Source organism: Falsarthrobacter nasiphocae, assembly GCF_031456275.1.
GTDB lineage: Bacteria > Actinomycetota > Actinomycetes > Actinomycetales > Micrococcaceae > Falsarthrobacter > Falsarthrobacter nasiphocae.
Window position 1 is genome coordinate 667,723 of record NZ_JAVDUI010000001.1, and the last position, 26,690, is coordinate 694,412.

Annotated in this window: 25 protein-coding genes and 1 tRNA gene; 6 read left to right on the forward strand and 20 right to left on the reverse strand. The window is 69.6% G+C overall.

Annotation, left to right across the window (positions count from 1 at the left end; genetic code table 11):
* The first annotated feature begins 15 nt into the window (after nt 1–15).
* Together J2S35_RS02980 and greA are read left to right on the forward strand one after the other, a co-directional pair.
* On the forward strand, nt 16–438 hold the full coding sequence (locus J2S35_RS02980; RefSeq protein ID WP_309849653.1) for a DUF4307 domain-containing protein: 423 nt from the start codon (nt 16–18) through the stop codon (nt 436–438).
* A gap of 143 nt (nt 439–581) precedes the next feature.
* Complete coding sequence (greA, locus tag J2S35_RS02985; protein ID WP_309849655.1) at nt 582–1,073, forward strand: transcription elongation factor GreA; 492 nt, start codon at nt 582–584, stop codon at nt 1,071–1,073.
* A gap of 110 nt (nt 1,074–1,183) precedes the next feature.
* Here greA and ilvA read toward each other — a convergent pair whose 3' ends face one another.
* The 20 genes from ilvA to J2S35_RS03085 form a co-directional block, all read right to left on the reverse strand.
* The gene (gene ilvA, locus J2S35_RS02990; protein WP_309849658.1) at nt 1,184–2,419 is read right to left on the reverse strand and encodes a threonine ammonia-lyase; all 1,236 of its coding nucleotides are present in this window, start codon (nt 2,417–2,419) and stop codon (nt 1,184–1,186) included.
* A 264-nt stretch (nt 2,420–2,683) separates the two neighbouring features.
* Entirely contained in the window at nt 2,684–3,571 is an 888-nt protein-coding gene (locus J2S35_RS02995; RefSeq protein ID WP_309849660.1) for a Bax inhibitor-1/YccA family protein, read from the reverse strand.
* 81 nt (nt 3,572–3,652) lie between these two features.
* A tRNA-Leu gene (locus tag J2S35_RS03000) sits at nt 3,653–3,725 on the reverse strand.
* 58 nt (nt 3,726–3,783) lie between these two features.
* Entirely contained in the window at nt 3,784–5,160 is a 1,377-nt protein-coding gene (locus tag J2S35_RS03005) for an NAD(P)/FAD-dependent oxidoreductase (RefSeq protein ID WP_309849662.1), read from the reverse strand.
* A 44-nt stretch (nt 5,161–5,204) separates the two neighbouring features.
* Nucleotides 5,205–6,164: a Ppx/GppA phosphatase family protein gene (locus tag J2S35_RS03010; protein ID WP_309849664.1), complete on the reverse strand. Its 960-nt coding sequence runs from the start codon at nt 6,162–6,164 to the stop codon at nt 5,205–5,207.
* Nucleotides 6,161–6,904 carry a DUF501 domain-containing protein gene (locus J2S35_RS03015; protein ID WP_309849665.1) on the reverse strand — a complete coding sequence of 248 codons (744 nt, stop codon included), beginning with the start codon at nt 6,902–6,904 and terminating at the stop codon, nt 6,161–6,163. Before J2S35_RS03015 ends, J2S35_RS03010 begins: the two co-directional genes overlap by 4 nt.
* Nucleotides 6,905–6,969: 65 nt before the next feature.
* The gene (locus tag J2S35_RS03020; protein WP_309849668.1) at nt 6,970–7,494 is read right to left on the reverse strand and encodes an FtsB family cell division protein; all 525 of its coding nucleotides are present in this window, start codon (nt 7,492–7,494) and stop codon (nt 6,970–6,972) included.
* Between the two features lie 81 nt (nt 7,495–7,575).
* Nucleotides 7,576–8,856 (reverse strand): phosphopyruvate hydratase, encoded by a 1,281-nt coding sequence (eno, locus tag J2S35_RS03025; protein ID WP_309849670.1) that lies wholly within the window; start codon nt 8,854–8,856, stop codon nt 7,576–7,578.
* A gap of 93 nt (nt 8,857–8,949) precedes the next feature.
* Nucleotides 8,950–9,426 (reverse strand): MazG nucleotide pyrophosphohydrolase domain-containing protein, encoded by a 477-nt coding sequence (locus J2S35_RS03030; protein ID WP_309849672.1) that lies wholly within the window; start codon nt 9,424–9,426, stop codon nt 8,950–8,952.
* Nucleotides 9,413–10,579, reverse strand: a complete 1,167-nt coding sequence (locus J2S35_RS03035) for an adenosine deaminase (RefSeq protein WP_309853007.1) — start codon at nt 10,577–10,579, stop codon at nt 9,413–9,415. Before J2S35_RS03035 ends, J2S35_RS03030 begins: the two co-directional genes overlap by 14 nt.
* A gap of 111 nt (nt 10,580–10,690) precedes the next feature.
* Nucleotides 10,691–11,977 carry a thymidine phosphorylase gene (locus tag J2S35_RS03040; protein ID WP_309849673.1) on the reverse strand — a complete coding sequence of 429 codons (1,287 nt, stop codon included), beginning with the start codon at nt 11,975–11,977 and terminating at the stop codon, nt 10,691–10,693.
* Nucleotides 11,978–12,006: 29 nt separating this feature from the next.
* A complete protein-coding gene (locus tag J2S35_RS03045; RefSeq protein ID WP_309849675.1) occupies nt 12,007–12,417 on the reverse strand; it encodes a cytidine deaminase in 411 nt (136 codons plus the stop codon).
* A gap of 4 nt (nt 12,418–12,421) precedes the next feature.
* Nucleotides 12,422–13,720: an ABC transporter permease gene (locus J2S35_RS03050; RefSeq protein ID WP_309849677.1), complete on the reverse strand. Its 1,299-nt coding sequence runs from the start codon at nt 13,718–13,720 to the stop codon at nt 12,422–12,424.
* Nucleotides 13,717–15,015: an ABC transporter permease gene (locus tag J2S35_RS03055; protein WP_309849680.1), complete on the reverse strand. Its 1,299-nt coding sequence runs from the start codon at nt 15,013–15,015 to the stop codon at nt 13,717–13,719. The genes J2S35_RS03050 and J2S35_RS03055 overlap by 4 nt, the downstream gene beginning before the upstream one ends.
* Nucleotides 15,012–16,568 (reverse strand): ABC transporter ATP-binding protein, encoded by a 1,557-nt coding sequence (locus tag J2S35_RS03060; RefSeq protein ID WP_309849683.1) that lies wholly within the window; start codon nt 16,566–16,568, stop codon nt 15,012–15,014. Before J2S35_RS03060 ends, J2S35_RS03055 begins: the two co-directional genes overlap by 4 nt.
* Nucleotides 16,569–16,670: 102 nt before the next feature.
* Complete coding sequence (locus J2S35_RS03065) at nt 16,671–17,771, reverse strand: BMP family lipoprotein (protein WP_417376602.1); 1,101 nt, start codon at nt 17,769–17,771, stop codon at nt 16,671–16,673.
* Nucleotides 17,772–18,019: 248 nt separating this feature from the next.
* A complete protein-coding gene (locus tag J2S35_RS03070; protein WP_309849688.1) occupies nt 18,020–19,354 on the reverse strand; it encodes an MFS transporter in 1,335 nt (444 codons plus the stop codon).
* 145 nt (nt 19,355–19,499) lie between these two features.
* Nucleotides 19,500–20,531 carry an MsnO8 family LLM class oxidoreductase gene (locus tag J2S35_RS03075; RefSeq protein ID WP_309849690.1) on the reverse strand — a complete coding sequence of 344 codons (1,032 nt, stop codon included), beginning with the start codon at nt 20,529–20,531 and terminating at the stop codon, nt 19,500–19,502.
* A 149-nt stretch (nt 20,532–20,680) separates the two neighbouring features.
* A complete protein-coding gene (locus tag J2S35_RS03080; protein WP_309849692.1) occupies nt 20,681–21,889 on the reverse strand; it encodes an amidohydrolase in 1,209 nt (402 codons plus the stop codon).
* Nucleotides 21,886–23,022, reverse strand: a complete 1,137-nt coding sequence (locus tag J2S35_RS03085; protein ID WP_309849695.1) for a mannose-1-phosphate guanylyltransferase — start codon at nt 23,020–23,022, stop codon at nt 21,886–21,888. Before J2S35_RS03085 ends, J2S35_RS03080 begins: the two co-directional genes overlap by 4 nt.
* A gap of 148 nt (nt 23,023–23,170) precedes the next feature.
* On the opposite strand from J2S35_RS03085, the gene sdhC reads away from it, so the two are divergent.
* Genes sdhC through J2S35_RS03105 form a run of 4 tightly spaced genes read left to right on the forward strand, consistent with a single transcriptional unit; the run spans nt 23,171 to nt 26,632 of the window.
* The gene (gene sdhC, locus J2S35_RS03090; RefSeq protein WP_309849698.1) at nt 23,171–23,554 is read left to right on the forward strand and encodes a succinate dehydrogenase, cytochrome b556 subunit; all 384 of its coding nucleotides are present in this window, start codon (nt 23,171–23,173) and stop codon (nt 23,552–23,554) included.
* 3 nt (nt 23,555–23,557) lie between these two features.
* Nucleotides 23,558–24,022 carry a succinate dehydrogenase hydrophobic membrane anchor subunit gene (locus J2S35_RS03095; protein ID WP_309849699.1) on the forward strand — a complete coding sequence of 155 codons (465 nt, stop codon included), beginning with the start codon at nt 23,558–23,560 and terminating at the stop codon, nt 24,020–24,022.
* Between the two features lie 52 nt (nt 24,023–24,074).
* Entirely contained in the window at nt 24,075–25,850 is a 1,776-nt protein-coding gene (gene sdhA, locus J2S35_RS03100) for a succinate dehydrogenase flavoprotein subunit (protein WP_309849703.1), read from the forward strand.
* The gene (locus J2S35_RS03105) at nt 25,850–26,632 is read left to right on the forward strand and encodes a succinate dehydrogenase iron-sulfur subunit (protein ID WP_309849706.1); all 783 of its coding nucleotides are present in this window, start codon (nt 25,850–25,852) and stop codon (nt 26,630–26,632) included. Before sdhA ends, J2S35_RS03105 begins: the two co-directional genes overlap by 1 nt.
* Nucleotides 26,633–26,690 lie beyond the last annotated feature (58 nt).

Consider the following 26,690-nt stretch of genomic DNA (forward strand, 5'->3'; position numbering starts at 1 on the left):
TAGGATGAGGAAACCATGCAAAATGACAGCCTAGCCCAGCGATACGGACGGCCCCGGCGGGCGTTCGCTCTCGGCCGCGTGCGGTGGTGGATCATCGGCGTCCTGGGCCTCGCCGTGGCCGTTGCCGCCGGCCTGGCCATCTACCAGGCGGGGACCCGGGTCACAAGCAAAGACGTCTCCTTCGCCTTCCCCGAGAAGGGCGTGGCCACGGTGGACTTCTCCGTCACCAAGCGGCCCTCAGCCACCGCCGAATGCGCTGTGCAGGTTCTCAACGAGCGGTTCGCCGTCGTCGGCTGGAAAATTGTCAGGATTGGCCCCAACAGCGCGGACGACCCGCACGCCACCGCGAACGGCACCACGACCAACCACCGCGCCACCCTCCGCACCGTCCAAGACGGCGTCAACGGGGGCGTCCACTCCTGCTGGGCCGTCCGCTAGCGCACCCGCCCCCGGCGCGCCCCCTGGCCTAGCCTGGACCCTCACACTAGAATGAACAGTTAGAATCCGTTGAATACGCACGCGCCGCCGGCCACCTGGCGGCGCTTCTTTCACATTCACTGACCATCAACAAGGAGCAACACATGAGCACCGAGCAGACCCAGGGCGCCTGGCTCACCCAGGAGTCCTATGACCGCCTCAAGGCCGAGCTCGAGCACCTTGAGGGCCCGGGCCGCGCCGAGATCGCTCAGCGCATCGAGGACGCCCGCAGCGAAGGCGACCTCAAGGAGAACGGCGGCTACCACGCCGCCAAGGAGGACCAGGGCAAGGCCGAGGCCCGCATCCGCCAGCTCACGCAGCTCCTCGAGACGGCCCAGGTCGGCGAGGCCCCGAAGGACGACGGCATCGTCGAGCCCGGCATGCTCATCACCGCCTCCCTCGGCGGCTCGGAGGAGGAGTTCCTCCTCGGCTCCCGCGAGATCGCCGGCGACATGGACATCCACGTCTACTCGGACAAGTCCCCCCTCGGCTCCGCGATCAACGGCCACAAGGCCGGGGACACCGTCTCCTTCGAGGCGCCGAACGGCAAGACCGTCGAGGTCAAGATCCTCAAGGCTGTCCCCTTCAAGGGCTAGTCCCCCGCGGGCGTGTCCCGCTCAAGACGCCAAGGGCCCCCGGTGCTTCCGCCGGGGGCCCTTGGCGCGTCTCCCCCCGGCTGGACGATGGGCCCGGCTCAGCCCGGCTGTCAGCCCGGCTGCACGATAGGCTCGAAGCCCTCCAGGCGCAGCGCTTCGAACACTTCCTCCGTGTGCTCGTGCCCCTTCGTCTCCATGTCGATCGTGATCGCCACGCGCCCCATCGAGATCGAGCCGCCAATGCGCGTGTGGTCCACGCGAGTCACATTCGCGTCATGGTCCGCGATGATCCGCGAGATCGACTTCAGCGAGCCCGGCCGGTCGTCGAGCATGATCCGCACCGTGATGAAGCGCCCGGACGCGAACAGGCCCCGCTGGATCACCTTGAGCATGAGCAGCGGGTCAATGTTGCCGCCCGAGAGAACGACGGCAACAGGGCCGCGCGGCCGCACCACGCCCTCCATGAGCGCGGCCACGCCCACCGCGCCGGCCGGCTCCACCACCATCTTGGTCCGCTCCAGCAGGAAGATCAGCGCCCGCGCCAGGGCGTCCTCACTCACCGTCACGACGTCGTCCACCAGCTCACGGATCACCGCGAACGGGACCTGCCCGGGACGGCCCACGGCGATGCCGTCCGCCATCGTGGAAATCCGCTCCAGCGGCACGAGCGCGTCCGCGGCCAGCGACGGCGGGTATGCGGCGGCGTTCTCCGCCTGCACGCCAATGACGCGGATCTCGCGTCCCAGCTCCCGCGCCTTCTCTTTGATGGCGACGGCGACTCCCGCGAGGAGTCCGCCACCGCCGACCCCGCAGATCACCGTCTCGACGTCCGGCACCTGCTCGAGGACCTCAAGGCCCACGGTGCCCTGCCCCGCCACCACGAGGGGGTGGTCGAACGGGTGGACGAACACGGCACCGGTCTCCTCCGCGTGGCGCTTGGCCGCCAGGAGAGCCTCGTCCACGGTCTCCCCCTCGAGGACCACCGTGGCTCCGTGGCCGCGGGTCGCCTCGACCTTGGGAATGGCGGCGCCCTTCGGCATGTAGATCGTGGCGTCGATGCCCAGGCCCTTGGCCGCCACCGCCACGCCCTGGGCGTGGTTTCCCGCCGAGGCGGCGACGACGCCGCGGGCACGCTCGTCGTCGGTCAATTCCGACATGCGCGCGTACGCCCCGCGGACCTTGAACGAGCCCGCGCGCTGAAGATTCTCACACTTGAGGAAGACGTCCTGTCCGACCATGCGGCCGAGCGCCCGGGACTGCTCCACGGGGGTGCGCATGGCAATGGACCGGATCCGCTCCTCCGCGCGCTCGACGTCGGAGAGAGTCACGGGGAGAGAAGTGTTCACGGCGGAGTCCTCACAAGGGGTTGAATCGCGTCTAGCCGGGCCCGGGGTGGAGCGGGGCCCGTGGAAATCGTAGCCACGATGCCCGCGAGCCTGCCACGCGCGTCCACCAGGCGGGGCTTCGCGGGGCGGTGCCGAGGGGTGCCGCGCGGGCGTGTGCGGGGCAGTGCCGTGCGGGGCTGGCGCGGGGCGGGGCCCGACAGCACAGCGGGCCGGAACCCGTAGGTCCCGGCCCGCTGACGACACCCCTGCATGGGGCGCCCGGTGTTAGTCGTTGCCGCGCAGGATCGCGATGAAGCGAAGGATCTCCGTGTACAGCCAGACGACGGTCACGAGCAGACCGAACGCGCAGGTCCACGCCATGCGCTTCGGAGCGCCAACAGCGACGGCGCCCTGGATCTGATCGAAGTCCATGATGAGCGAGATGGCGCCCAGGATGATGACGACGACGCCGATGATGGCACCGAGCGGGATGCCCGCGATCTCCACGCCGCGCAGGCCCCACGGGTCCGTGACGACACCCGTCAGCATGAGAACGAGATTGACGAGGGAGAAGAGCAGGTACGCGCCCACGGCGATCATGAAGAAGCGCTGGAGCTTCGGGGTCGCGCGAACCTTGCCTGAGCGGAACAGGGCGAACGTCACGCCGAAGACCGCCGCAGTGGCAAGCACGGCCTGGATGCCGATGCCCGGGAACTGCACCTCAAGCACGCGGGTCAGGCCGCCGGCGAAGAACCCCTCCGCCACGGCGTAGGCCACAATGAGCGCGGGCGAGGGCTCGCGCTTGAAGGAGTTCACCAGGCCGAGGACGAGGCCCGCGATGGCGCCGACCACGAGGAGGCCCGCCGCAGCCGAGAACGGGATGATGAACGAGACGACGACGGCCACGGCGAGGACGCCGAAGACCGTGAGGGTCTTCATCATGACGTCATCGAACGTCAGCCGCCCCGCGTTCTGCGGGGTCTGCAGGCCAGGCTGGCCGTAGCCCGCCGGCGCACCGTAGCCCTGGTCCCCGTAGCCTGCGGGATTGCCGTAGGCCTGGTCCCCGTAGGTCTGGAACTGGGAGCCGTAGCCCGGCTGGGCGGGCTGAGCGGTGGCGGCGGAAGAGCGCGCTGCCTTCTTGAAAGCGTCGCCATTGAACACTGGGTTGGCCACTTGAGAATCACGTCCTTGGGTCAAGACAGATAGTTCATTCAGTATGCCCTGCGCACCTGGGACCGTGCTGGGCGTGGGGAGTGCCCCGGGCGGGATTCGAACCCGCACTGAGCCGATTTTAAGTCGGATGCCTCTGCCGTTGGGCTACCGGGGCCTGATGCGGCGAAGGCGGCCCGGGGCTGTGAGCCCCGAGCCGCCCGCGCGCAGTCCGGCTACTTCTTGGGGTTGGCCGAGCGCTCGAAGAGAGCGCGCGGCTGGTCCAGGTCGGGGATCGGGGTGATGTCGCGGCCGAAGATGCCGCCTGCGATCCAGTCGCCGAAGACTCGAGCCTTGCGCTCGAACATCGGCATGGCCATGCCGTGGTAGCCGCGGTGTGCGAGCCACGCGATGGGGCCGCGGAGCTTGACGTCGCCGTACTTCGGGACGGCGATGCGTGCGACGCCCTTGCCGAGGCCGAAGCCGGCGACGGCGCCGAGGTTCACGTGGTGGTACTCCTTGACCTCACCCTCGCCGTACATGTGAGCCTTGAGGTTCTTCGCGAGGAGCTTCGCCTGGCGAACGGCATGCTGCGCGTTGGGGACGCACATGCCGCCCACTCCGCCGCCGGAGAGGTCAGGAACGGCGGCGACGTCGCCGGCGGTCCAGGCGTCGGCGACAACACCATCAGGCCCCTCGATCTGGAGCTTGGCGTTGGCCTGGAGGCGGCCGCGCTCCTCGACGGGGAAGTCCGTCTGGCGGACGACGGGGTTGGCCATGACGCCTGCGGTCCAGATGAGCATGTCGGACTCGAACGTCTGGACGGGGGCCTTGTCCGGCATGCTGATGAGCTGGAGGCGGCCGTCCGTGGCGTCCGCGAGGGACGTGTTGAGAAGGACCTCGATGCCGCGGGAGCGGAGGTGCTCGACAACCCATTCGGCCTGGTCTGCGGCGACCTCGGGCATGATGCGGCCCATGGCCTCAACGAGGACGAAGCGGAGGTCCTCGCGCTTGACGCGCGGGTTCTTGGCCACGGCTGCGCGCGCCATGTCCTCGATCTCGGAGATGGTCTCGATGCCTGCGAAGCCGCCGCCCACGACGACGAACGTGAGAAGGCGCTCACGGCGAGCCGGGTCCTGCTCGGTCGAGGCGGCCTCAATGCGGTCGAGGATGCCGTCGCGCACGCCCACGGCCTCCTCGATGGCCTTCATGCCGATGCCGGTCTCGGCGAGGCCGGGGATCGGGAAGGTGCGCGTGATGGCGCCTGCGGTCATGACGATCTGCTTGTACGGGATCTCAACGGACTCGCCGTCGATCTCGGCCGTGGCGACCTTGCGGGAGTGGTCGACAGCGGTGAGCGAGCCCTGGAGCAGCTCAGACTTGGTCAGGTGCTGGCGGTGGGAGACGATCGCGTGACGGGGCTCGATGGAGCCGCTGGCCACCTCCGGGAGGAAGGGCTGGTACGTCATGTACGGCAGCGGGTCCAGCACGGTCACGATGTCGCCGTGGGCCTCGGCTGCTGCCTGGAGGTTCTTCGCGACGTAGAGGCCGGCGTAACCTCCGCCGACGACGAGGATACGGGGCTTCTGGGAGAGGACGAGTTGTTCAGCCATGAGTCTCATCCTAGTCCTCCGCCCAGGGCGGCGCAGGTTCTCTCCTACGCGCCCTCGCCCGCACGCTGGGCCGCAGAGAACGCCAGGCCGTCGAGGATGTCCGTCTCGCTCGCCGAGACGGCGCGCAGGCCCGGATTGAGGCGCTCCAGGCGGCCGAGGACCGCGTCCCAGATGAGCGCTCCTGCGACGATGACGTCGACGCGCCCGGGGTGCATGAACGGCCGGTCTGCCCGCTCCGCGAGCGGAGCGCGCGCGAGCCTCACGGCGGCCGCCCGAACGTCCTCGATCGGCAGGCTCGCCCCGTGGATGGCCTCGCGGCGGTACGCGTCCAGGCCGAGCGCCTCGGCCATGACGGAGGTGATCGTGCCCGCCACGCCGATGACGCGCTCGATCCCCTCGAGCCCCACAGCCCGGTCTGCCTCGTCCAGGTGCGCGGCCACGCCGGCCCGCAGCGCCTCGACGTCCACGTCCGTCACCGGGTCCCCCGAGACGAACCGCTCCGTGAAGCGCACGCACCCCATGTCCGTGCTGATGGCGCCCTCGATCGCGGCCGCTCCCGGCCCTGGGCGTCCCACCACGAACTCTGTGCTTCCGCCTCCGAGGTCGACGACGAGCGTGCGCGCGTCGTCGACCGATCCCACCGTGGCGCCGGTGAAGGAGAGGCGAGCCTCCTCCTCCCCTGCGATGACCTCGGGGGTGATGCCGAGGCGGTCCCGGACTCCGTCGAGGAAGACGTCCCTGTTCTCGGCGTCGCGCGTGGCCGAGGTGGCGCCGAACCGGATGCCTGCGACCTCGTGCTCGCGCAGGGCCGCCGCGTACTCGTCGACCGCCGCGAACGTGCGCTCGAGGGCCTCCTCCGCGAAGCGCCCCGTCTTGTCCACGCCCTGGCCGAGGCGGACGATGGTGGTTCGGCGGTCCAGCTCCCGCAGCCCGCCCTCGCCGTCGGTCTCGGCGATGAGAAGGCGGATGGAGTTGGTCCCGCAGTCGATGCCGGCGACGATCATGCCTGCTCCCCTCCAGTGGTCTCGGTGTCCTTCGGCTGGGCGGCCTGCCCCGCCGTGTCCTTGGCTGCGCTGCCCTCCGCCGCGGCCCGCTCAGCGGCCTTGCGGGCCCGCTCCCGGCGCTTGGCCTCGATGGCCTCGTCCCCCTGGCCCTGGGTGCGAGTGTGGCGGGAGCGGTCCCGCTCGGGGACAGGCGCCGAGTGGTCCCACGCGGTGGCGCACTGGCACGTCTCCGGAGTCCACCACTCGCGGATGCGCTCAAGGGCCTCGTCCCCGAGGGGATTGACGCCCGGGCCCGCGGCGAGGGAGTGCCCGATGAGCACGTGGAGGCACTTGACGCGGGTCGGCATGCCGCCCGCGGAGACGCCGGCGATCTCCGGGACCTCCCCGACGCCGGTGCGCGCCGCGATGTCGTCCCGCTCGGCCAGGTAGGCCTCGTGGGCGCGCTCGTAGGCCGCTGCCAGCTGGGGGTCCACGGCGAGGCGGTCCGTCATCTCCTGCATGACCCCCGCGGCCTCGAGGCGGGACGCGGCGGCCGTGATGGACGGGTGCGTCAGGTAGAAGGTCGTGGGGAACGGGATGCCGTTGGAGAGGCGGGGCGCCGTCGTCGCCACCAGAGGGTGGCCGCAACGGCACCGGGCGCCGATCTCGACGACGTCCCGGACGGGGCGCCCAAGCTGACGGCTCAGGGTGTCGAGGTCCGCCTCGCTCGGCTGGCGATCGTCGTGGGAGAGGGGGGTCATGTGGTCCTCGCGTTGCTCGGCTCGTGGGGTGGAAGGGCTCGTGGTGCGGGCAGGCGGCGGGCCGGTCAGCGGGCGGCCTGGCGCAGGGCGTCGGTATAGGACTGGGACCATGACAGCTGGGATTGGCTGTCCGCGGAGCCAGAGACCGCCTGGTCCTGGCCGGGCAGCTCCCCGACGACCATGTAGCGGGTCTCGCCCGGCATGACCATGAAGAGGCGGTCGCGGGCCTGCTGGCGGATGTAGGCGTCGTCGTTGTAGCGCGCCACCTCGTTCGTCAGGCGCTGCTTCTCCGCCTTCTGCGCCGCGATGTCCGCCTGGATGTCGGCGACCTCCTGGCGCTGCTTGACATAGACCTTCATCTGCGGCGCGATGAGGACGAAGCAGAAGAGGAGCAGGCCGAGGAGAATGACGAGCCGCCCCGTGAAGGCGCCCTTGTCCCGGCCTCGCCTGCGCGGGGCCTGCGCGCGGGCCGAGGACCCGCCCGAAGCCCGGCCGCGCCGGATGTTGCCCGCCAGCGCCGTGCGCTCCGCGCGGCGCCGGGCGGCGTCGTCGAGAGGCACGTTCTTCTGGGCACCCGTGCGCCGGATCATGGTCTCCTCCGTGTCAGTCAGAAAACGAGCGGGGCGGCCCCGAGACCGGCCCAAGGCCGACGGGACCGCCCCTCAAGGCACCTAGGCCGTGAAGCGCGGGAAGCTCAGGCGGCCGGCGTAGATCGCGGCGTCTCCGAGCTCCTCCTCGATGCGCAGGAGCTGGTTGTACTTGGCAACGCGCTCCGAGCGGGCGGGGGCGCCGGTCTTGATCTGGCCGGCGTTCGTGGCCACGCAGATGTCCGCGATGGTCGTGTCCTCGGTCTCGCCGGAGCGGTGCGAGGTGATCGTCGTGTAGCCGGCGCGCTGAGCCAGGGCGATGGCGTCGAGCGTCTCGGTCAGGGTGCCGATCTGGTTGACCTTGACGAGGAGCGAGTTGGCGGTGTCGCTCTCGATGCCCCGCTTCAGGCGCTCGGGGTTCGTCACGAAGAGGTCGTCGCCGACGAGCTGCACGCGCTGGCCGAGAACGCCGGTCAGCGTCTTCCAGCCCTCCCAGTCGTCCTCATCCAGGGGGTCCTCGATGGAGACGAGCGGGTAGTCGCGGACGAGCTCGTCGTAGTACGCGCTCATCTCGGCGGAGGTGAGCTGACGGCCCTCGAACGTGTAGCGGCCCTCGGAGAAGAACTCACTGGAGGCCACGTCGAGCGCCAGCGCAACGTCCTTGCCCGGCTCGTAGCCGGCACGGCGGATGGCCTCCATGATGAGGTCGAGCGCGGCGCGGTTGCTCGGCAGGTTGGGGGCGAAGCCGCCCTCGTCGCCAAGGCCCGTGGAGAGGTTCTGCTCCTTGAGCACGGACTTGAGCTCGTGGTAGATCTCCACGCCCCAGCGCAGGGCCTCCGAGAAGGTCGAGGCGCCGACGGGGGCGATCATGAACTCCTGGATGTCCACGTCCGAGTCCGCGTGGGACCCGCCGTTGAGGATGTTCATGAGCGGCACCGGAAGCACGTGCGCGTTCGGGCCGCCGAGGTAGCGGAAGAGGTCCAGGTTGGCGGACTCGGCGGCGGCGCGGGCCACGGCGAGGGAGACGCCGAGCATCGCGTTGGCGCCGAGCTTCTCCTTGTTGTCCGTGCCGTCGAGCTCGATCATCGTCTGGTCGATGAGGCGCTGGTCGGTCGCGTCGTAGCCGATGAGGACGGGCTGGATCTTCTCGACGACGTTGGTCACGGCGTCCTGGACGCCCTTGCCGCCGAAGCGCTTCTTGTCCCCGTCACGCTTCTCGTTGGCCTCGAAGGCGCCCGTGGAGGCGCCAGAGGGCACGGCTGCACGGCCGAAGCTGTTGTCGTCGAGCAGGACCTCGACCTCAACCGTGGGGTTGCCACGGGAGTCGAGGATCTCGCGGGCGTGGATTGCGTCAATAGTGGCCACAGCACTCCTAATGGTGACGAGGTAGATCAGAGGGATGGGGAAAACATCGCCTCCCTGATGAGCCCGCTCCCGGAGCGCGCCCTAGGCACAAGCCTAGTCCAGGCCACTGGGGATATTGTGAGCGCCCCCTGCGCGCTCCTCCGCCTTGATCTCCTCCCAGCGGCGCTCGATCTCCTCCCGCGGAAGGTCGACGGGGCGGAGGGCGCCGTCGGGCGCGAAGACGTGAGGGGACCGTCGCACGAGCTTGCTCGTCAGGGCGTCGAGGACGTCGTCCACGGTGAAGCGCAGAGCCGGGTCCGGCGAGTCCTGGCTGATGCGCGCGTGGAGCACCACCTGGAACAGGAGGTCGCCGAGCTCCGCGGCGAGCTCGCCTGCCGTGCCCTCCCCCGCGTCCAGGTCCCGGACGGCCTCCTGGACCTCCTCGGCCTCCTCGAGCGCGTAGGGGGCAATGGAGGCGTGGGTCTGCTCGCGGGTCCACGTGCAGTGCTCGCGCAGGGAGTCGACGACGACGAGGAGCCGCTCCAGGCGGGCCCCCGCCGTCATCGCGTCCGCGGACTCAGAGGTCGACAAGGCCCAGCCGCGCGTACTCCGAGCGGATGTGGTCCTCGAGCGCGTCCCGGTCCTCGAGGGGCAGGAACGCGGCACGGGCGGCCGTGAGCGTGAGCTCAAGGAAGTCCTCGGCCTCGTAGTCGAAGACGTCCGCGAGGAGCTCGAACTCATCCGAGAGGGTGATATCCCCCATGAGACGGTTGTCCGGGCTGACCGTCACGGCGAAGCCGAGCTGGACGAGCATGTCGATGGGGTGGGACTCGGGCTCGTGGGCCTCCGCCGCCGAGTCGGCGAGCGTCGCGAGAGCACCGGTCTGGAGGTTGGACGAGGGGCAGACCTCGAGCGGAATCTGGCGGTCCCGGACCCAGGAGGCGAGCGGGCCGAGGTCGGCGATGGCGCGCGGAGCCCCGTCCTCGTCCTCGCCCTCGAAGGAGACCTCGATGTCCTCGGCGATGCGCACGCCGTGGCCGAGGCGCAGCGCGCGGCCCGTGAAGAGCGCGTCCTCGATGGAGTCCAGGCCCGCGGCCTCGCCCGCATGGACCGTGACCGGGAAGTGCTCGCGCGCGAGCAGCTCGAACGCCTCCGCGAAGCGGGACGGCGGGAACCCGTCCTCAGGGCCCGCGATGTCGAAGCCGACGACGCCCTGGCCGCGGTGCCGCAGGGCCAGCTCCGCGATCTCCGTGCCGCGCTCGGTGTGGCGCATGGCGCAGAGGATCTGACCGGCGCGGATGGTCCGCCCGGCGAGGGCCGCCGCCTCGACGCCGGCCTCGATGCCGCGCTGGACGGCGTCGACCGCCTCATCCAGGCTCAGTCCCTGGGTCAGGTGCTGCTCGGGGGCCCAGCGGATCTCGCCGTAGACGACGCCGTCCTCCGCGAGGTCCTCCACGAACTCGCGGGCCACGCGCTCGAGGTCCTCGGCGCGCTGCATGACGGCGATCGTGTGGTCGAACGTCTCGAGATACCGCACGAGGCTCCCCGAGTCCGCGGACTCGTGGAACCACACGGCGAGCTCGTCCGCGTCCGTGGCGGGCAGCTCGTGCCCGATCTCGGCCGCGATCTCGATGAGCGTCTCGGGGCGGAGGCCGCCGTCGAGGTGGTCGTGGAGCGAGACCTTGGGAAGGTCCTCGTAGGTGACGGGGGCGGAGTCTGCAGCGGTGGGGGTGTCCTGAGCGATGTTCACTCTTCGACTCTACGGGACCGCCCCGCGCCCCACCAGGCCCGGCCCCTCACGGCGCGGGTCGCCTGCGGCCCCGTGGTCACGCTGGGCCGACGCGGCGCGCCAGGGTCAGGAGATCCGGTCCATGACGAGCGGCGGCAGGCTCGCCGGGGCGGCGTCCTCGATCCGCCAGGCGCCGTCGAGCGCCTCCCCGGCCCGCCCGAAGCGCTCCGGGGTGTCCGTCAGGAGGGTGAGGAGCGGCTGGCCCTTGGAGACCCTGTCCCCCGGCTTGGCGTGCATCCGCACGCCCGCCCCGGCCTGCACCGGGTCCTCCTTGCGCGCGCGGCCGGCGCCGAGGCGCCAGGCGGCGACGCCGACCTTCATCGCGTCGAGCTCCGTGAGGAAGCCGTCCCGGTCCGCGGTGACGACGTGGGACTCCTTGGCGACGGGCAGGGCAGCGTCCGGGTCCCCACCCTGGGCCGAGATCATGCGGCGCCACACGTCCATGGCCCGGCCGTCCTGGAGCGCGCCGGCCACGTCAGCGTCCCGCACGCCCGCGCCCGCGAGCATCTCCTCGGCGAGGGCCACCGTGAGCTCGACGACGTCCGAGGGCCCGCCTCCCGCGAGGACCTCGAGGGACTCCTCGACCTCGATCGCGTTGCCGGCCGTCAGGCCCAGGGGCGTGTTCATGTTCGTCAGCAGCGCCGTCGTTGTCACCCCAGCGTCCTTGCCGAGGTCCACCATGGTGCGCGCGAGCTCCCGCGCGCTCTCCTCGTCCTTCATGAAGGCGCCCGAGCCGCACTTGACGTCAAGGACCAGGGTCCCCGTGCCCTCCGCGATCTTCTTGCTCATGATGGAGCTCGCGATGAGCGGAATGGCCTCCACCGTGCCCGTGACGTCGCGCAGGGCGTACAGCTTCTTGTCCGCCGGAGCCAGTCCGGAGCCCGCCGCGCAGATGACCGCGCCCGGGTCCCGCAGGATGTCCATCATCTCCGCGTTGCTGAGGGACGCCTTCCATCCGGGGATGGACTCGAGCTTGTCCAGCGTGCCTCCCGTGTGGCCGAGGCCGCGGCCCGAGAGCTGCGGGACGGCCACGCCGAAGACGGCGACGAGGGGCGCGAGCGGGAGCGTGATCTTGTCCCCGACGCCTCCGGTGGAGTGCTTGTCCGCAGTCGGCTTGCCCAGGGATGAGAAGTCCATGCGCTCGCCCGAGGCGATCATCGCGGCCGTCCAGCGGGAGATCTCCGCGCGGTCCATCCCGTTGAGGAGGATGGCCATGTTGAGCGCGGCCATCTGCTCGTCCGCGATGACGCCGCGCGTGTAGGCGTCGATCGTCCAGTCGATCTGCTCGTTCGTCAGCGTGCCGCGGTCCCGCTTGATGCGGATGATGTCGACAGCGTCGAAGGACTCGGACATTTAGGGGGCCTTTCGTTGGGTGGGGGCCGTCAGGCCTGGGAGAGGTTGTGCGGCCCGAAGGCCCCGGGGAGGACCTGCGCCATCGTCATGACCCCGTCCGGCATGGCCAGGAGCAGCTCCGGGCCCTGGTGCTCGGCGAGGAGCTGGCGGCAGCGCCCGCACGGGGCGAGCGGCTCGCCGTCCGCGTCCACGCAGACGAACGCGCGCAGCGTCCCGCCCCCGGTGGCGAACAGCTCGGAGACGAGCGAGCATTCGGCGCAGATCGTCACGCCGTAGGCGGCGTTCTCCACGTTGCATCCGGCGACGACGCGGCCGTCGTCCGTGAGCGCCGCGGCCCCCACGCTGAAGCCGGAGTAGGGCGCGTACGCGCGGCCCATGGCCTCGACCGCCGTCTCGCGGAGGCTGGCCCAGGTCTCGTCCGTGATGTCGAGCAAGCGCACGGCCCTAGCCCTTCGTGTACGGCTCGCCGGAGGCCGCCGGCGGGCGGGTGCGCCCCACCAGGCCGGAGACCGCGACGATGGTCAGCGCGTACGGGAGCATCGCGAGGAACGCGGAGTCCACGGGAGACTTCGCGATCGAGACGATCGAGGCGAGGTTGCCCGCGACGCCGAAGAGGAGGGCCGCGAAGAACGCGCCCACCGGGTTCCAGCGGCCGAAGATCATGGCGGCGAGGGCGATGAAGCCGAGGCCGCCCGTCATCTCCTTGGAGAACGCGCTCGTGGCGACGAGCGTGAAGTAGGAGCCGCCCATGCCTGCGACGATGCCGCCGAGGAGGACGTTGCGCCAGCGCGTCCCGTTGACGTTGACGCCGAGCGTGTCCGCCGCCTTGGGGTGCTCGCCGACGGCGCGGACCCGCAGGCCCCAGCGCGTCTTGTAGAGCGCGAACCAGGTGGCGGCGACGATGACGAGCAGGGCGTAGCCGAGGAGGGACTGGTTGAAGAAGGTCGGGCCGATGATCGGGATGTCCGCGAGGAGCGGGATCGGCACGGCGTCGAGGCCCGCCGGGGTGTTGAACTTCCCGGCGCCCTCCTCGCGCATGAGCGTGTCGAAGAAGAAGCCCGTCAGGCCGGTCACGAGGACGTTGAGAACGACACCGACGATGATCTGGTTGACCTGGTACCGGATGGCGAAGAGGCCAAGCAGGCCCGCGACGACGGCGCCGGCCACGGCGGCCCCGAGGACTCCCGCGTAGGCGTTCTGCGTCAGGCTGGACACGAGCGCGGCGGAGAACGCGCCCGCCAGCAGCTGGCCCTCGATGGCGATATTGACGACGCCGGCCCGCTCCCCCAGGACGCCCGACAGGGAGCCGAAGGCGATGGGGACGACGATGGGCATCGCGGTGATGAAGAGGCCCGCGAGGCTCAAGTGCTTGGAGCCCGATCCCGCCGTCAGCCACACGAGGAAGCTCGCGAGCAACAGGCTCGCCCCCACTGCGAGGACCCAGCCCGGGACCCGTCCCGTGGCGTTGGTCCGCGCGAACGCGAACGCCGCGGCCCCCACGAGGAGGGCGGCGAGGACCCACAGGACGGGCAGGGCCTGGAAGGCCAGGGGGGCGAGCTGGATCTTGTCCGAGCTCTGGCTCAGGTCCAAGGCGGCCAGGGCGCTCTCGCCCGTCAGCGCGAAGACGAGCGCGATCGCGGCCATGACGGCCACGACGACAGCCGTCTTGAAGTGCTTGACGACGATCCGGTCCGCGGTCAGCGCGGGCGCGACGTCTTCCGTTGTGATGGTCTGCGTGCTCATGCTGCCTTGGCCGCCTTCCGGGAAGACTTCTTCTCTGCACGGGCCGAGCGCTCCAGGCCGAACATGGCCTTGATGAGCGGCGGGGCCGCGATGAAGAGGACGATGAGGGACTGGACGACGAGGACGATGTCGATGGACACGTCTGCCTGGACGCTCATGGCCTGGCCGCCGGCGCGGAACGCGCCGAAGAGGATCGCCGCCCAGAACGTACCCCACGGGGTGGAGCGGCCCAGGAGGGCCACGGTGATGGCGTCGAAGCCGAGCTGGCCCGCGATGTTGTCGTCAAGCGTGCGCTCCGTGCCGGAGATCTGGCCCGCGCCCGCGAGGCCCGCCATGCCTCCGGCGATGACCATGGCCAGGATGTAGCCGCGCGAGACGACCATGCCGGCCGTCCGTGCCGCCGCCGGGTTGGCGCCGATGGCCCGGATCTTCAGGCCGAACGTCGAGCGCTCGATGAACCACCAGACGAAGACGACGGCGAGGATGGCCATGACGAACGCCCAGTTGAGGCGGAACTCCGATCCGAGCAGGTGCGGGAACATCGCCGTGTCCGCGACGGGCGCGGAGACGGGCTGGTTGCCGCCCGGGGCCTTGAACGCGCCGCGCAGGAGAAAGAGGAGGAAGAAGAGCGCGATGTTGTTGAGCATGATCGTCACGATCACCTCATGCGCGCCCGTGCGGGCCTTGAGCCAGCCGACGAACCCGCCCCACACCGCGCCGCCGAGGAAGCCTGCGAGGATGACGAGCGGCAGGTGGATGACGGCCGGCAGGTGGAAGGTGAAGCCCACCCACGCCGCGGCGGTGGCGCCCGCGATGAGCTGGCCCATGCCGCCGATGTTGAAGAGGCCCGCGCGGAACGCGACCGTGACCGCGAGGCCGGTCAGGATGAGCGGCGTGGCCTGGGTCAGGGTCTCGAAGATGCCGAACCGGCCCGCGAGGTCGGAGACCGACGGGTCGAACGTCGCGCCCTTGATGAGGGCCCCGTACGCCGTGGAGACCGCGTCCCACGCGGCGGAGAGCGTATCCCCCGGGCGTCCGAAGAAGTACGAGGACGCCTCGATGACCCGCTTGTCCGTGACGACGATGAGCAGGGCCCCGACGATCAGGGCGACGAGGACTGAGAGCACCGAGACGAGCGCGCTGCCGGAGAAGATCTTGGCCCCGAGCCCGCGGCCCGCCTGTGGCGCGCCAGGTCCGGTGGAGCCCGCCGCGGCCCCTGCCGCGACAGGCTTCGGAGTCTTCGCCCCGGCCGCCGAGGGCCTGGGGTCCTTGGGATTGGTCACTGCACTGCTCACTGCTCGCCTTCCTGAGTGCTTCCGATGCCCTGGCGGACCGCGGCGCGGGCCTCGTCGGCGGTCATGCCGGCCATCATGAGGCCGAGTTCGTCGCGGCTCGTGCCGCCGGGCACGATGCCCATGAGCCGTCCCGCGTAGAGCACGGCGATCCGGTCGGAGAGCTCGAGGACCTCATCCAGCTCCGTGGAGACGATGAGCACGGGCGTGCCCTTGTCCCGCTCCGCCAGGATGCGGCGGTGGAGGAACTCGATGGAGCCCACGTCCACGCCGCGCGTGGGCTGGGACGCGATGAAGAGCTTGAGGTCCCGGCTCAGCTCGCGCGCCATGACGATCTTCTGCTGGTTGCCGCCGGAGAGGGTGGATGCGGTGTGCTCCGCGGACTGCGTGCGGATGTCGAACTCCGAGATCTTCTCCTCGGCGTTCTTCGCGATGGCCGCACGGTCGAGTGTGGAAGCCCGGACAAACGCGGGGTCCTCGTACCGGTCGAGGACGAGGTTCTCGGCGACCGAGAACGAGCCGACGAGCCCGTCCACCTGGCGGTCCTCGGGGACGAAGCCGACGCCCGCGTCCAGCGTCGCTCGCACCGACTGCCCCACGAGCTCCTTGCCGTGGAGGCGGATCGAGCCGCTGACGTTGTCCTGGAGGCCCAAGACGGCCTCCGTGAGCTCGGTCTGCCCGTTGCCCTGCACGCCGGCCACGCCGAGGATCTCGCCCTGGCGGATGCCGAAGCTGACGTCGTTGACGAGGAGGCGGCCGGAGGGGTCCGCGACGGACAGGCCCTCGACGACGAACGTCTCCTCGCCGAGCGTCGGCTCGGACTTGTTGAGGTTGAGGGACACGCTGCGCCCCACCATGGCGGCCGCGAGCTCGCTCGTCGACGCGGATGGGTCCGCCGTGCCGACGACCTTGCCGCGGCGGATCACCGTGATGACGTCCGAGACGGCCTTGACCTCGCGGAGCTTGTGCGAGATGAAGAGAATCGACGTGCCGTCAGCCTTGAGCTGCGCGATGATCCGCATGAGCTCGTCCGTCTCCTGCGGCGTGAGGACCGCCGTCGGCTCATCGAGGATGAGGATCCGCGCGCGGCGCACCAGCGCCTTGACGATCTCCACGCGCTGCTGGGCGCCCACTGAGAGATCTTCGACGACGGCGTCCGGGTTGACGTCGAACCCGTAGCGATCCGAGATCTCCTTGATGCGGCGACGCGTCGTCGCGAGATCCAGCGCGCCGAGGCCCTTGACGTCCTCGTCCCCGAGCGCGACGTTCTCCGCCACGGTGAAGACGGGAACGAGCATGAAGTGCTGGTGGACCATGCCGATCCCGGCGCGCATGGCGTCGCCGGGGCCGTTGAAGGTGACGGGCTTGCCGTCGAGGAGAATGCGGCCGGCCGTGGGCTCGTACAGGCCGTAGAGGACGTTCATGAGCGTGGACTTGCCAGCGCCGTTCTCGCCGAGCAGCGAGTGAACTTGGCCTTCCTCGACGACGAGCGAGATGTCCTCGTTCGCGGCGAAGCTGCCGAAGCGCTTGGTGATCCTGTCGAGCTCTAGTCGCAAAGCCGGCTCCATTCTTGGCGTGCGTGGGTGGGACGGATGAGGTCCCGGCGAACCGGCCCGGCAAGAGCGCCGGGCCGGTTCACCTCTGGACCGGCCCGGGGGCTAGGACTTCGGGGAAGCCTTGGACTCGACCTTGATCTTGCCCGCGATGATGTCCTTGCGGACCTGCTCGATCTCCTTCTTCGTCTCGTCCGAGACCTTGGAGTCGAACTCGTGGAACGGGGCGATGTCCGTGCCGGCGTTCTCGAGGGTGCCAACGTAGGGCTCGTTCGAGAACTTGCCGTCAAGGTCAGCCTTGATGACGTCCTCGACGGCCTTGTCCATCTTCTTGACCACGGAGGTGAGGATGACGGACTTGTACTTCGGGGCGGTCTCGACGCCGTCCGAGTCGACCCAGATGACGGAGACGTCCTTGCCACCCTTGTTGGCGGCGAGCGCGGCGTCGCCCGTGCCCTGGGCCAGCGGGCCTGCGACGGGCATGATGACGTCGGCGCCTGCGTCGATGAGGTTGTTCGTGGCCTTCGTGCCCTCCTGGACGATGTCGAAGGAGTTCGTGAACGTGCCGGTCTGCTTGGCCTTGTCCCAGCCGAGGACCTGGACGTTCTTGCCCTTCTGCTCGTTGTAGTACTTGACGCCGTCTGCGAAGCCGTCCATGAAGATCGTCACGGTCGGGATGTTGATGCCGCCGTAGGTGCCGACCTTGCCTGTCTTGGACTGGGCAGCAGCCGTGTAGCCGGCGAGGAACGCGGCCTGGGCCGTGTCGTAGATGATCGGCTTGACGTTGTCGGCCTTGATCTGGTTGTCGTCGACGATGGCGAAGTGGGCGCTCGGGTTCTTGGCAGCGGCGGCCTTCGTGGCGTCCGAGAGGAGGTAGCCGACGGTGATGGTCAGGTTGCACTTGGCCGTCATCATCTGCTGAAGGTTCGGCGTGAAGTCAGCCTTGGCCTTGGACTCGGCCTTCTTCATCGTGATGCCGAGGTCCTTCTCTGCTCGCTGGAGGCCCGAGTAGGAGGACTGGTTGAAGGACTGGTCGTCGAAGCCGCCTGCGTCGGAGACGATGCAGCCCGTGTAGTTCTTGCCGGCCTCCTTCGAGGAGTTCTCGGCGGGCGGTGCGGAGCACGCGCTGAGGGCGAGGGCACCAAGGGTGAGGGCGGCGGCGGACTGAGTCGCGCGGCGAATCGAGGTCTTCACGAGATTCTCCAAAGGCTTAAGGATGGGCGTCCCAGGCCGGAGCACTGGGCGCCCGCGGCGCTCGCCCTAGCCGGGATTCACGTTTCGTCAGTCTAACTGAGAATTGCCTGCGCCCAACGTCAGAGATCGCCCCAAACGGCGACCCTGGCCCGCCCGGTTCGGCGGCCTCGTTGACTCGCCGGGACCTCCGCCCAGCCCGCTGGGCCCCTAGCTTTCCCCTGCGGCCTCCGGCCTCTCCCCCTCGGCCTCCTGCCGGGCCCCTAGCCTTCCCCGCCGGCTCTCTCCGTCGCTTCCTTCGCGGCCTCAGCCTCCTCACCGTCCTGCCGGGCCTCGCGACCCGAGTCGGAGGTTCCCAGCGCGCTCAGGTGGGGCGAGAGCGCCGTGATGGCCAGCGCGACGAGGCTCAGGGACGCAGCGACCAGGATCGTCGGCCCCCACCCGACATGGGCCAGGAGCAGCCCGGCCCCCGCCGCCGCAAGGACGGGCCCAAGGCCGATGACGAACATGAACACCGTGCCCACGCGGCCCTGAAACTCCGCTGGCGTGTTCTGCATCTGGTAGGCGCCGAGGGCCGAGTTCATCGCGATGACGGGAATGGTGATGACGAGCAGCAGACCCGCGATCCACCACCACTGCGCAGAGAGGGCCATGAGGACATACGCGCCGGCCTGCACCCCGAAGGCGGTCAGGGCAATGGCTCGCGGAGTCCGACGACGGGCCGCGGGGGACGAGGCAAGAATGCCACCGAGGATCATTCCCACCGAGAAGAACGAGAAGACCAGACCGATCATCCAGGGCGCCACACCGCGCGACATGAGGCCGAGCTCCACCGACGAGATGGCCAGGAAGTTGCCCAGGTTGGACACGGTCAGGATCGCGAGGATCGCGAGCAGGTCCCCGCGTCCGGCGAGCCACCGCCAACCAGCCGTCATCCGCTCCCCGAAGCCCGGACGAGGCGCGCCAGCCTCCCGGGCCGCGTCAACCCTGGACGTCATCCTCTTCGAGGACCATAGGAGGGACGTCGTCAGGACGGCATCGGCAACAAAGGGCGCCAGAGGGTTGAGCCCGAAGAGGGCCCCGCCCGCCGGCGAGGCGGCGACGCTGATGACGGAGTCCCGCGTCTCGTTGGCAATGAGACCCGCCCGGAGCTCCTCCCCCTTGAGAATGAACGGCAGGATGGCGTTCGTCAAGCCCCCGAAGAGGCCCTTGAGCAGGCCGTCGAGGATGCCGAACGCGAGCAGCGTCCAGAAGCTCGCGGTGCCGGTGAGGATGAGAACCACGAGCGTGAGCATGAGGACGATGCGGACCGCCGCGTACACCGCGAGGAGCCTTCGCTTGGGATACGCGTCGATGACGGCCCCGCCGGGCAGCATCGCCACGAACCGGGCGCCCGCCGCCGCGGCCCCGACGATCCCGGCTAGGACCAGGTCCTGAGTGACGGCAAAAGCGAGAAGGGCGAAGGCCAGCGAGACCAGCTGCCCGCCCACTTCCGCCCCGGTGTCACCGACGAACCAGGCGCGGTACTCGCGGTGGGAGCGGAGCAGGGCTCCGGACGTCACGTGCTGGGCGCCCCGCGCCCCCTGTGATGAAGACATGACCCTCTGCCCTCTCGCCGCGCAGCCCTCACGAGGACTCGCTCGCTTCGCAACGCATCGGGGAACGTCAACACTCCGAACATTGCTCCAACGATCGAACTTATAACGAGAAGGGGCCTAGCGTGTCAACCCGCTCCGCCGGAGGCTACGCTCGCCAGTGCTGCAGGAAGCGCTCGGCGCTGCCGATCCTCGACTCGCCCGAGCCGTCCGCGTCGTAGAGAGTCGAGGAGAGCATGACGGCCTGCACCTCGAGCGAGGTGGCGAGCTCGCGGACGGACCGGGCGACAACATCCGGGGTCCCCACGAACTTCGTGGCCGGCACCGCCGCGAGGAAGTCCCCCTCCTCCCCCGCCGCCATCTCGGCGGCCGTCTCCGGGGAGACGATCGCCTCTGGGCGGCCCTTGCGCAGGTTGAGGGCCATGACCCGGGCGGGCCCCGCGAGGAGCTCCGCCTCCTCCTGGGTGTCGGCCGTGACGACGCTCGTCGTCAGCATCGCGAACGGCTCCTGCCCCTCCGGCACGGACCCTTCCTCGAGGCCCGCGGCGAAGGCCGTCCGGTACGCGGCGAACACCGCGCCGGGGTCTTCCTGGCCGAAATGGTGAGCGTAGGAGTACGAGAGGCCGAGCGCACCGGCCAGGCGGGCGGAGAAGAGACTGGAGCCCAGGAGCCAGACCCGAGGGGCACCCGCGGCCTCCGGCGTCGCGCGCAGGAACCTCACGCGGGAGCTGCCGCGAGGATCCCCGAAGAGCCCCAGCACGTCCAGGACGTCCTCCGGGAAGTCCTCGACGCGCTCCTGGACGCGGGCCCGGCGCAGTGCGGCCGCCGTGCGGGCATCGGTGCCGGGTGCGCGCCCCAGGCCCAGCTCAACCCGGCCGGGGTGCAGGGCCTCCAGGAGCGCGAACTGCTCGGCGACGACGAGCGGCTGGTGGTTCGGCAGCATGACCCCGCCCGAGCCCACCTTGATGCGCTCGGTGCGCGCGGCGAGGTGCGCCATGAGGACGGCCGGGGCCGTGGAGGCGACGCCGGGCATGTTGTGGTGCTCGGCCACCCAGAAGCGGTCGAGTCCCGCAGAGTCCGCCCACTGGGCGTAGCGGGTGGTCGCGGAGAGCGCGGCGGCGCTGTTCCCTCCGGCGGAGACGGTGGCGAGGTCAAGGATGCCGAGTTCGATGTGAGTCACCCTCAAGGCAACGCCTCGCCGCCCCTCCCCATTCCCGCACCCGGGCGTCAGGCGCTCGGGTGCGGGGACGGGCGTGGGTGCCGGGGCGGGGACGGGTGTGGGTCCGCGGAGGCTCTCGCGCTGCGGCGCGCCTTACGCTCCGGCGCGCCTTATGCCCCGGCGGAGGAATGGGCGACGGCGCGCAGGGCCGCGGCGGTCATGACCTCGATGCCGACGTCGAGCGCGCGCTCGTCGGGGGTGTAGTCCCCGCGGTGCAGGTCGTACGTCTCCCCGCCCGGCGTGCGCGTGCCCAGGCGGAACATGGCGCCGCTGACCTTCTGCGTCATCCACGCGAAGTCCTCGCCGCCCATGGACTGGGGCGTGAGGACAACAGCCTGGCTGCCGAGCTGCGCGCGGGCGGCCTCCTCGATGAGGAGCGTCTCCCGCTCGCTGTTGATGACGGGCGGGACACCGCGAATGTGGTCCAGCTCCACGTCCACGCTGAACGGCGTGGCGAGCTGGCGCACGACCATGTCGAGCAGGTCCCCCGCCGCTTCCCATGCCTCGACGTCGAGGCAGCGCATGGTGCCCGCGAGCGTTCCGCGGGACGGGATCTGGTTCGGCGCGCTGCCGGCGGCGATCTGCCCCCACACGACGGAGACCCCGCTGCGGGCGTCGATCCGGCGGGCAAGGACGGACGGGACGTTGGCCGCGAGGAAGGACAGCGCCTGGACGAGGTCCTCCGTGAGCTGCGGGCGCGAGGTGTGGCCGCCGCGGCCGCTCAACGTGATGCGGATGGTGTCCGCAGCGGACGTGATGGCGCCGATGCGGGTGCCGACCTGCCCGACGTCGATCCGCGGGTCGCAGTGGCAGGCGAGCACGGCGGGAACGTCGTCGAGAAGTCCCTGCTCCACGACCTGCTTGGCGCCGCCGGGAATCCGCTCCTCTGCCGGCTGGAAGATGATCCGCACGCGGGCAGGCAACGGGCTCTTCGCGTCGACGGCCGCGAGGGCCAGGGCCGCGCCCATCATGACGGAGGTGTGGATGTCGTGCCCGCACGCGTGGGCCCGGCCCTCGGTGACGGACGCGAACTCCAGACCGGTCTCCTCCTGGACGGGGAGGGCGTCGATGTCCCCCCGCAGGGCCACTGCGACAGGACCTGAGCCGATGTCAACGCACACACCTGTGCCCTTGAGGCGGACCGGGCTCAGACCCGCCGCCTCAAGGCGCGCGACGATTCGGTCCGTGGTGCGGAACTCCTGGAAGGACAGCTCCGGGTGGGAGTGGATGTCCCGGCGGAAGGCGTGGGCCGCCTCCGAGACTCCCCCGCACGCTGCCTTGATCTCGGGTACCGAGGGGGATGCGCTGGAGGGGCTCATAGGACGTCGGTGTCTCCTTGGGACTTCCAGTGGGCCACGGCCGCCTTGACGGACTGGGCGTGCTCCTTGGTCGTGACGAGCAGGGCGTCGTGCGTGTCGACGACGACGACGTCGTCGATGCCGATGAGCGCGATGACGCGGTTTGTGTCAGAGACGACGATGCCGCCGCTCGACTTGTCGCTGTAGACGCGCTTGCTGTCGCCGATGGTCGTGATGGACTCGTTGTCCTCCGCATGGTTGAGGCGCGCCATGGCGGCGAAGTCTCCGACGTCGTCCCACTCGAAGTCGCCGGGGATGACGGCGACGTCGCCCGCTGCCGCGGCAGGCTCGGCCACCGCGTAGTCGATGGCGATCTTGGGCAGTCCCGGCCACACCTTCTCGACGACGGCAGCCCGCTCCGGCGTGTCCCAGGCTTCGGCAATGGCCATGATGCCTGCGTGGAGCTCCGGCTCGCTCGCCTCGAGGTGCCTGAGCATGAGGCCCACCGGTGCCACGAACATGCCCGCGTTCCAGGAGTAGTCCCCCGAGTCCACGTAGCGGCGCGCCGTGGCCTCGTCCGGCTTCTCGACGAACTCGATCACGTGGTGGGCGCTCGGCGCGCCCTTGAGGCGGAGGCTGCGGCCCCGGCGGATGTAGCCGAACCCGGTGGAGGGGAAGGCGGGCGTGATGCCGATCGTGACGATCTTGCCCGTGGCGGCGGTCTCGACGGCCTCCGTCACGACGCGCTGGAAGGTCTCGAGCGGCTTGATGACGTGGTCCGCCGCGAAGGAGCCCATGATGATGTTCGGGTCCCGCTTCCACAGGATGGCTGCGGCGAGGCCGATGGCCGCGGCGGAGTCCTTCGGCTCGGACTCCAGGACGAGGTCCTCGTCCGCGACCTCGGGAAGCTGCTCCCGGACGGCGTCGGCGTGCGAGACGCCAGTGACAACTGCCACACGCCCATCACACAAGGGGGCCAGCCTGTCATATGTTGCGCGAATCAGGGTGGCACCTGAGCCGGTCAGGTCGTGAAGAAACTTCGGCGCCGAGGCCCGCGACAGCGGCCAGAGCCGCGTTCCCACGCCACCAGCGGGGATCACGGCATGAAAACGGGACATCGCCGTTGCGCAATGAGGGGTCGGGGTTGTGCTCATAACCGGCCATACTACCGAGCAACCCTCGGAATTGAATGTTAGGTGTGAACGGGCCTAGATTTAGGTGGGAGCATGCGCTCTCGCGCCGGTGGTTGTTCGTGCGGCATCCCGCACACCCGCCGCCGCTGGTCCTTGGGAGGTTAATTCAGTGTCGAAGACACCAACGGGCGGCACGCTCTACCGCGGCCGCGAAGGCATGTGGTCGTGGGTCGGCCACCGAGTCACCGGCGTGGTGATTTTCTTTTTCCTGCTCGTGCACGTGCTGGACACGTCACTCGTCCGCGTCGCGCCTGAAGCGTACGACGCGGTGATCGGAACGTACAAGACCTGGTACATGGCTCTTGGCGAGACCGGTCTCGTGGCGGCGATCCTCTTCCACGCCCTCAACGGCATTCGCATCATCCTCGTGGACTTCTGGGCCAAGGGCCCGAAGTACCAGCGTCAGATGCTCTGGGCCGTGCTCGGCGTCTGGCTCGTCCTCTTCGCCGGCTTTGCGATCCGTCATCTCTCCCTGGCCTTTGGAGGACACTAGATCATGAGCACCATTGACGCTCCCCGCTCGCGGCGCATCGCGCCCAAGTACACCCGGAACACGCAGGGCAAGGGCAACTTCGAGATGCTCGCATGGCTCTTCATGCGCCTCTCCGGCGCCGTCCTCGTGGTCCTCATCTTCGTCCACCTCTTCGTCAACCTCCTCGCAGGCGACGGCGTCCACGCCATCGACTTCGGGTTTGTTGCGGGCAAGTGGGCCAACCCCATCTGGCAGTTCTGGGACCTCGTCATGCTCTGGCTGGCCATGCTCCACGGCACCAACGGCGTCCGAACGATCATCAACGACTACGCCGAGAAGGACTCCACCCGCCTCTGGCTGAAGACGGCCCTCTACCTCGCCGCCCTCGTGGTCATCGTCCTCGGAACCCTCGTGATCTTCACGTTTGACCCGTGCGTCGTCAACGGGCAGGGACAGCCCCTTCCGGGCTCGTTCTGCCCCTCCAAGTAGTCACCAGCCGGCCTAGCGCATCAGCTGGTCGGCCAGAGAGAAGGCATTCAGAATGCAGGTCCACAAGTATGACGTCGTCATCGTCGGCGCCGGCGGCGCGGGCATGCGCGCGGCCATCGAGTCCGGGCAGCGCGCCCGCACCGCCGTCCTGACGAAGCTCTACCCCACTCGCTCCCACACCGGCGCTGCCCAGGGCGGCATGTGCGCGGCACTCGCCAACGTCGAGGAGGACAACTGGGAGTGGCACACCTTCGACACGATCAAGGGCGGCGACTACCTCGTCGACCAGGACGCCGCCGAGGTCATGGCCAAGGAGGCCATCGACGCCGTCCTCGACCTTGAGAAGATGGGTCTCCCCTTCAACCGCACGCCCGAGGGGCGGATCGACCAGCGGCGCTTCGGCGGCCACACGCGCAACCACGGCGAGGCCGCCGTCCGCCGCGCGTGCTACGCAGCCGACCGCACGGGTCACATGATCCTCCAGACCCTCTACCAGAACTGCGTCAAGCACAACGTCGAGTTCTACAACGAGTACTACGTCCTCGACCTCCTCATGGTGGACGAGCGCCAGGAGGACGGCTCCGTCCAGAAGCGCGTCGCCGGCGTCGTCTCCTACGACCTCGCCTCCGGCGAGCTCCACGTCTTCCAGGCCAAGTCCGTCGTGTTCGCCTCCGGCGGCGCCGGCAAGGTCTTCAAGACCACCTCGAACGCGCACACGCTGACGGGCGACGGCATGGCCATCGCCTTCCGCCAGGGCCTGCCGCTCGAGGACATGGAGTTCTTCCAGTTCCACCCGACCGGCCTGGCCGGCCTCGGCATCCTCCTCTCCGAGGCTGCTCGCGGCGAGGGCGGCATCCTCCGCAACGCGGACGGCGAGCGCTTCATGGAGCGCTACGCCCCCACCATCAAGGACCTCGCCCCGCGCGACATCGTGGCGCGTTCCATGGCCAACGAGGTCCGCGAGGGACGCGGTGCGGGCCCGAACAAGGACTACGTCCTCCTCGACCTGACGCACCTCGAGCCGAGCCACATCGACGAGAAGCTCCCGGACATCACGGAGTTCGCTCGCACCTACCTCGGCGTCGAGCCCTACACGGAGCCGGTCCCCGTCTTCCCGACGGCCCACTACGCCATGGGCGGCATCCCGACGAACATCAAGGCCGAGGTCCTCCAGGACAACGACACGGTCGTCCCGGGACTCTACGCCGCCGGTGAGGTCGCGTGCGTGTCCGTCCACGGCTCCAACCGCCTGGGCACCAACTCGCTCCTCGACATCAACGTCTTCGGCAAGCGCGCCGGCATCAACGCCGCCGAGTACGCCAAGACGGCCGAGTTCGTCGAGATCCCCGAGAACCCGACGGCCTTCGTCGAGAACCAGATCGCCATGCTCCGCGCATCCACCGGCACGGAGAAGGTCGCGGTGCTCCGCAAGGAGCTCCAGGACACGATGGACGCCGACATGCAGGTGTTCCGCTCCGAGGAGACGATCCGCCGGGCCCTCGACAAGATCGAGGAGCTGCGGACCCGCTACCGCCAGATCGCCATCCAGGACAAGGGCAAGCGCTTCAACCTGGACCTCCTCGAGGCCATCGAGCTCGGCTTCCTCCTGGACCTCGCCGAGGTCATGACCGTCTCCGCACTGCACCGCAAGGAGTCCCGCGGCGGGCACTTCCGCGAGGACTACCCGAACCGCGACGACGAGAACTTCATGAAGCACACGATGGTCTACCGCGATGAGACCTCCGAGATGGAGGGCATCAAGGGCATCCGCTTCGACACCAAGCCGGTGATCTTCACCCGTTACGAGCCGATGGAGCGTAAGTACTGATGAGCCACGTTGAAGCAGCTGAGCCTGCGAGCAAGATCGACCTCGCGGCGTCGACGGGCGGCGGAGAGATCCCCACGTTCGACATCACGCTCCGCGTGCGCCGCTACAACCCGGAGTTCTCGGACGAGGCCACCTGGCAGGACTACTCCCTGACCATGTACGGCACCGACCGCGTCCTCGACGCCCTCCACAAGGCCAAGTGGGACGAGGACGGCTCGCTGTCCTTCCGCCGCTCCTGCGCCCACGGCGTCTGCGGCTCCGATGCGATGCGCATCAACGGCCGCAACCGCCTCGCGTGCAAGACGCTCCTGAAGGACCTGGACACGAGCAAGCCCATCATCGTCGAGCCCATCAAGGGCCTGCCGGTGGAGAAGGACCTCATCGTGGACATGGAGCCGTTCTTCCAGTCCTACCGCGAGATCATGCCGTTCCTCATCAACAAGGATGCGGCGCCCACGAAGGAGCGCCTCCAGTCCGCCGAGGACCGCGCACGGTTCGACGACACGACCAAGTGCATCCTCTGCGCCGCGTGCACGTCCTCGTGCCCGGTGTTCTGGACGGACGGGCAGTACTTCGGCCCGGCCGCCATCGTCAACGCGCACCGATTCATCTTCGACTCCCGCGACGACGCCGGCGACATGCGCCTCGAGATCCTCAACGACAAGGAAGGCGTGTGGCGCTGCCGCACCACCTTCAACTGCTCCGAGGCCTGCCCCCGCGGCATCCAGGTCACGAAGGCCATCGCCGAGGTCAAGCAGGCGATCCTCACGCGCAGCATGTAGCACCCGTCCCCAGACGGCCTCGACGCCCCTGCCACCCGGTTCTCGGACCGCGGCGGCA

What these genes read in the sequence shown, in the direction of transcription:
- J2S35_RS02980 (WP_309849653.1), top strand. Translation starts at nt 16, where the DNA reads ATGCAAAATGACAGCCTAGCCCAGCGATACGGACGGCCCCGGCGGGCG.
- greA (WP_309849655.1), top strand. Translation starts at nt 582, where the DNA reads ATGAGCACCGAGCAGACCCAGGGCGCCTGGCTCACCCAGGAGTCCTAT.
- J2S35_RS03005 (WP_309849662.1), bottom strand. Translation starts at nt 5,160, where the DNA reads ATGGCTGAACAACTCGTCCTCTCCCAGAAGCCCCGTATCCTCGTCGTC.
- J2S35_RS03010 (WP_309849664.1), bottom strand. Translation starts at nt 6,164, where the DNA reads ATGATCGTCGCCGGCATCGACTGCGGGACCAACTCCATCCGCCTTCTC.
- J2S35_RS03015 (WP_309849665.1), bottom strand. Translation starts at nt 6,904, where the DNA reads ATGACCCCCCTCTCCCACGACGATCGCCAGCCGAGCGAGGCGGACCTC.
- J2S35_RS03020 (WP_309849668.1), bottom strand. Translation starts at nt 7,494, where the DNA reads ATGATCCGGCGCACGGGTGCCCAGAAGAACGTGCCTCTCGACGACGCC.
- J2S35_RS03040 (WP_309849673.1), bottom strand. Translation starts at nt 11,977, where the DNA reads ATGTCCGAGTCCTTCGACGCTGTCGACATCATCCGCATCAAGCGGGAC.
- J2S35_RS03050 (WP_309849677.1), bottom strand. Translation starts at nt 13,720, where the DNA reads ATGAGCACGCAGACCATCACAACGGAAGACGTCGCGCCCGCGCTGACC.
- J2S35_RS03070 (WP_309849688.1), bottom strand. Translation starts at nt 19,354, where the DNA reads ATGTCTTCATCACAGGGGGCGCGGGGCGCCCAGCACGTGACGTCCGGA.
- J2S35_RS03080 (WP_309849692.1), bottom strand. Translation starts at nt 21,889, where the DNA reads ATGAGCCCCTCCAGCGCATCCCCCTCGGTACCCGAGATCAAGGCAGCG.
- J2S35_RS03085 (WP_309849695.1), bottom strand. Translation starts at nt 23,022, where the DNA reads ATGAGCACAACCCCGACCCCTCATTGCGCAACGGCGATGTCCCGTTTT.
- J2S35_RS03095 (WP_309849699.1), top strand. Translation starts at nt 23,558, where the DNA reads ATGAGCACCATTGACGCTCCCCGCTCGCGGCGCATCGCGCCCAAGTAC.
- sdhA (WP_309849703.1), top strand. Translation starts at nt 24,075, where the DNA reads ATGCAGGTCCACAAGTATGACGTCGTCATCGTCGGCGCCGGCGGCGCG.
- J2S35_RS03105 (WP_309849706.1), top strand. Translation starts at nt 25,850, where the DNA reads ATGAGCCACGTTGAAGCAGCTGAGCCTGCGAGCAAGATCGACCTCGCG.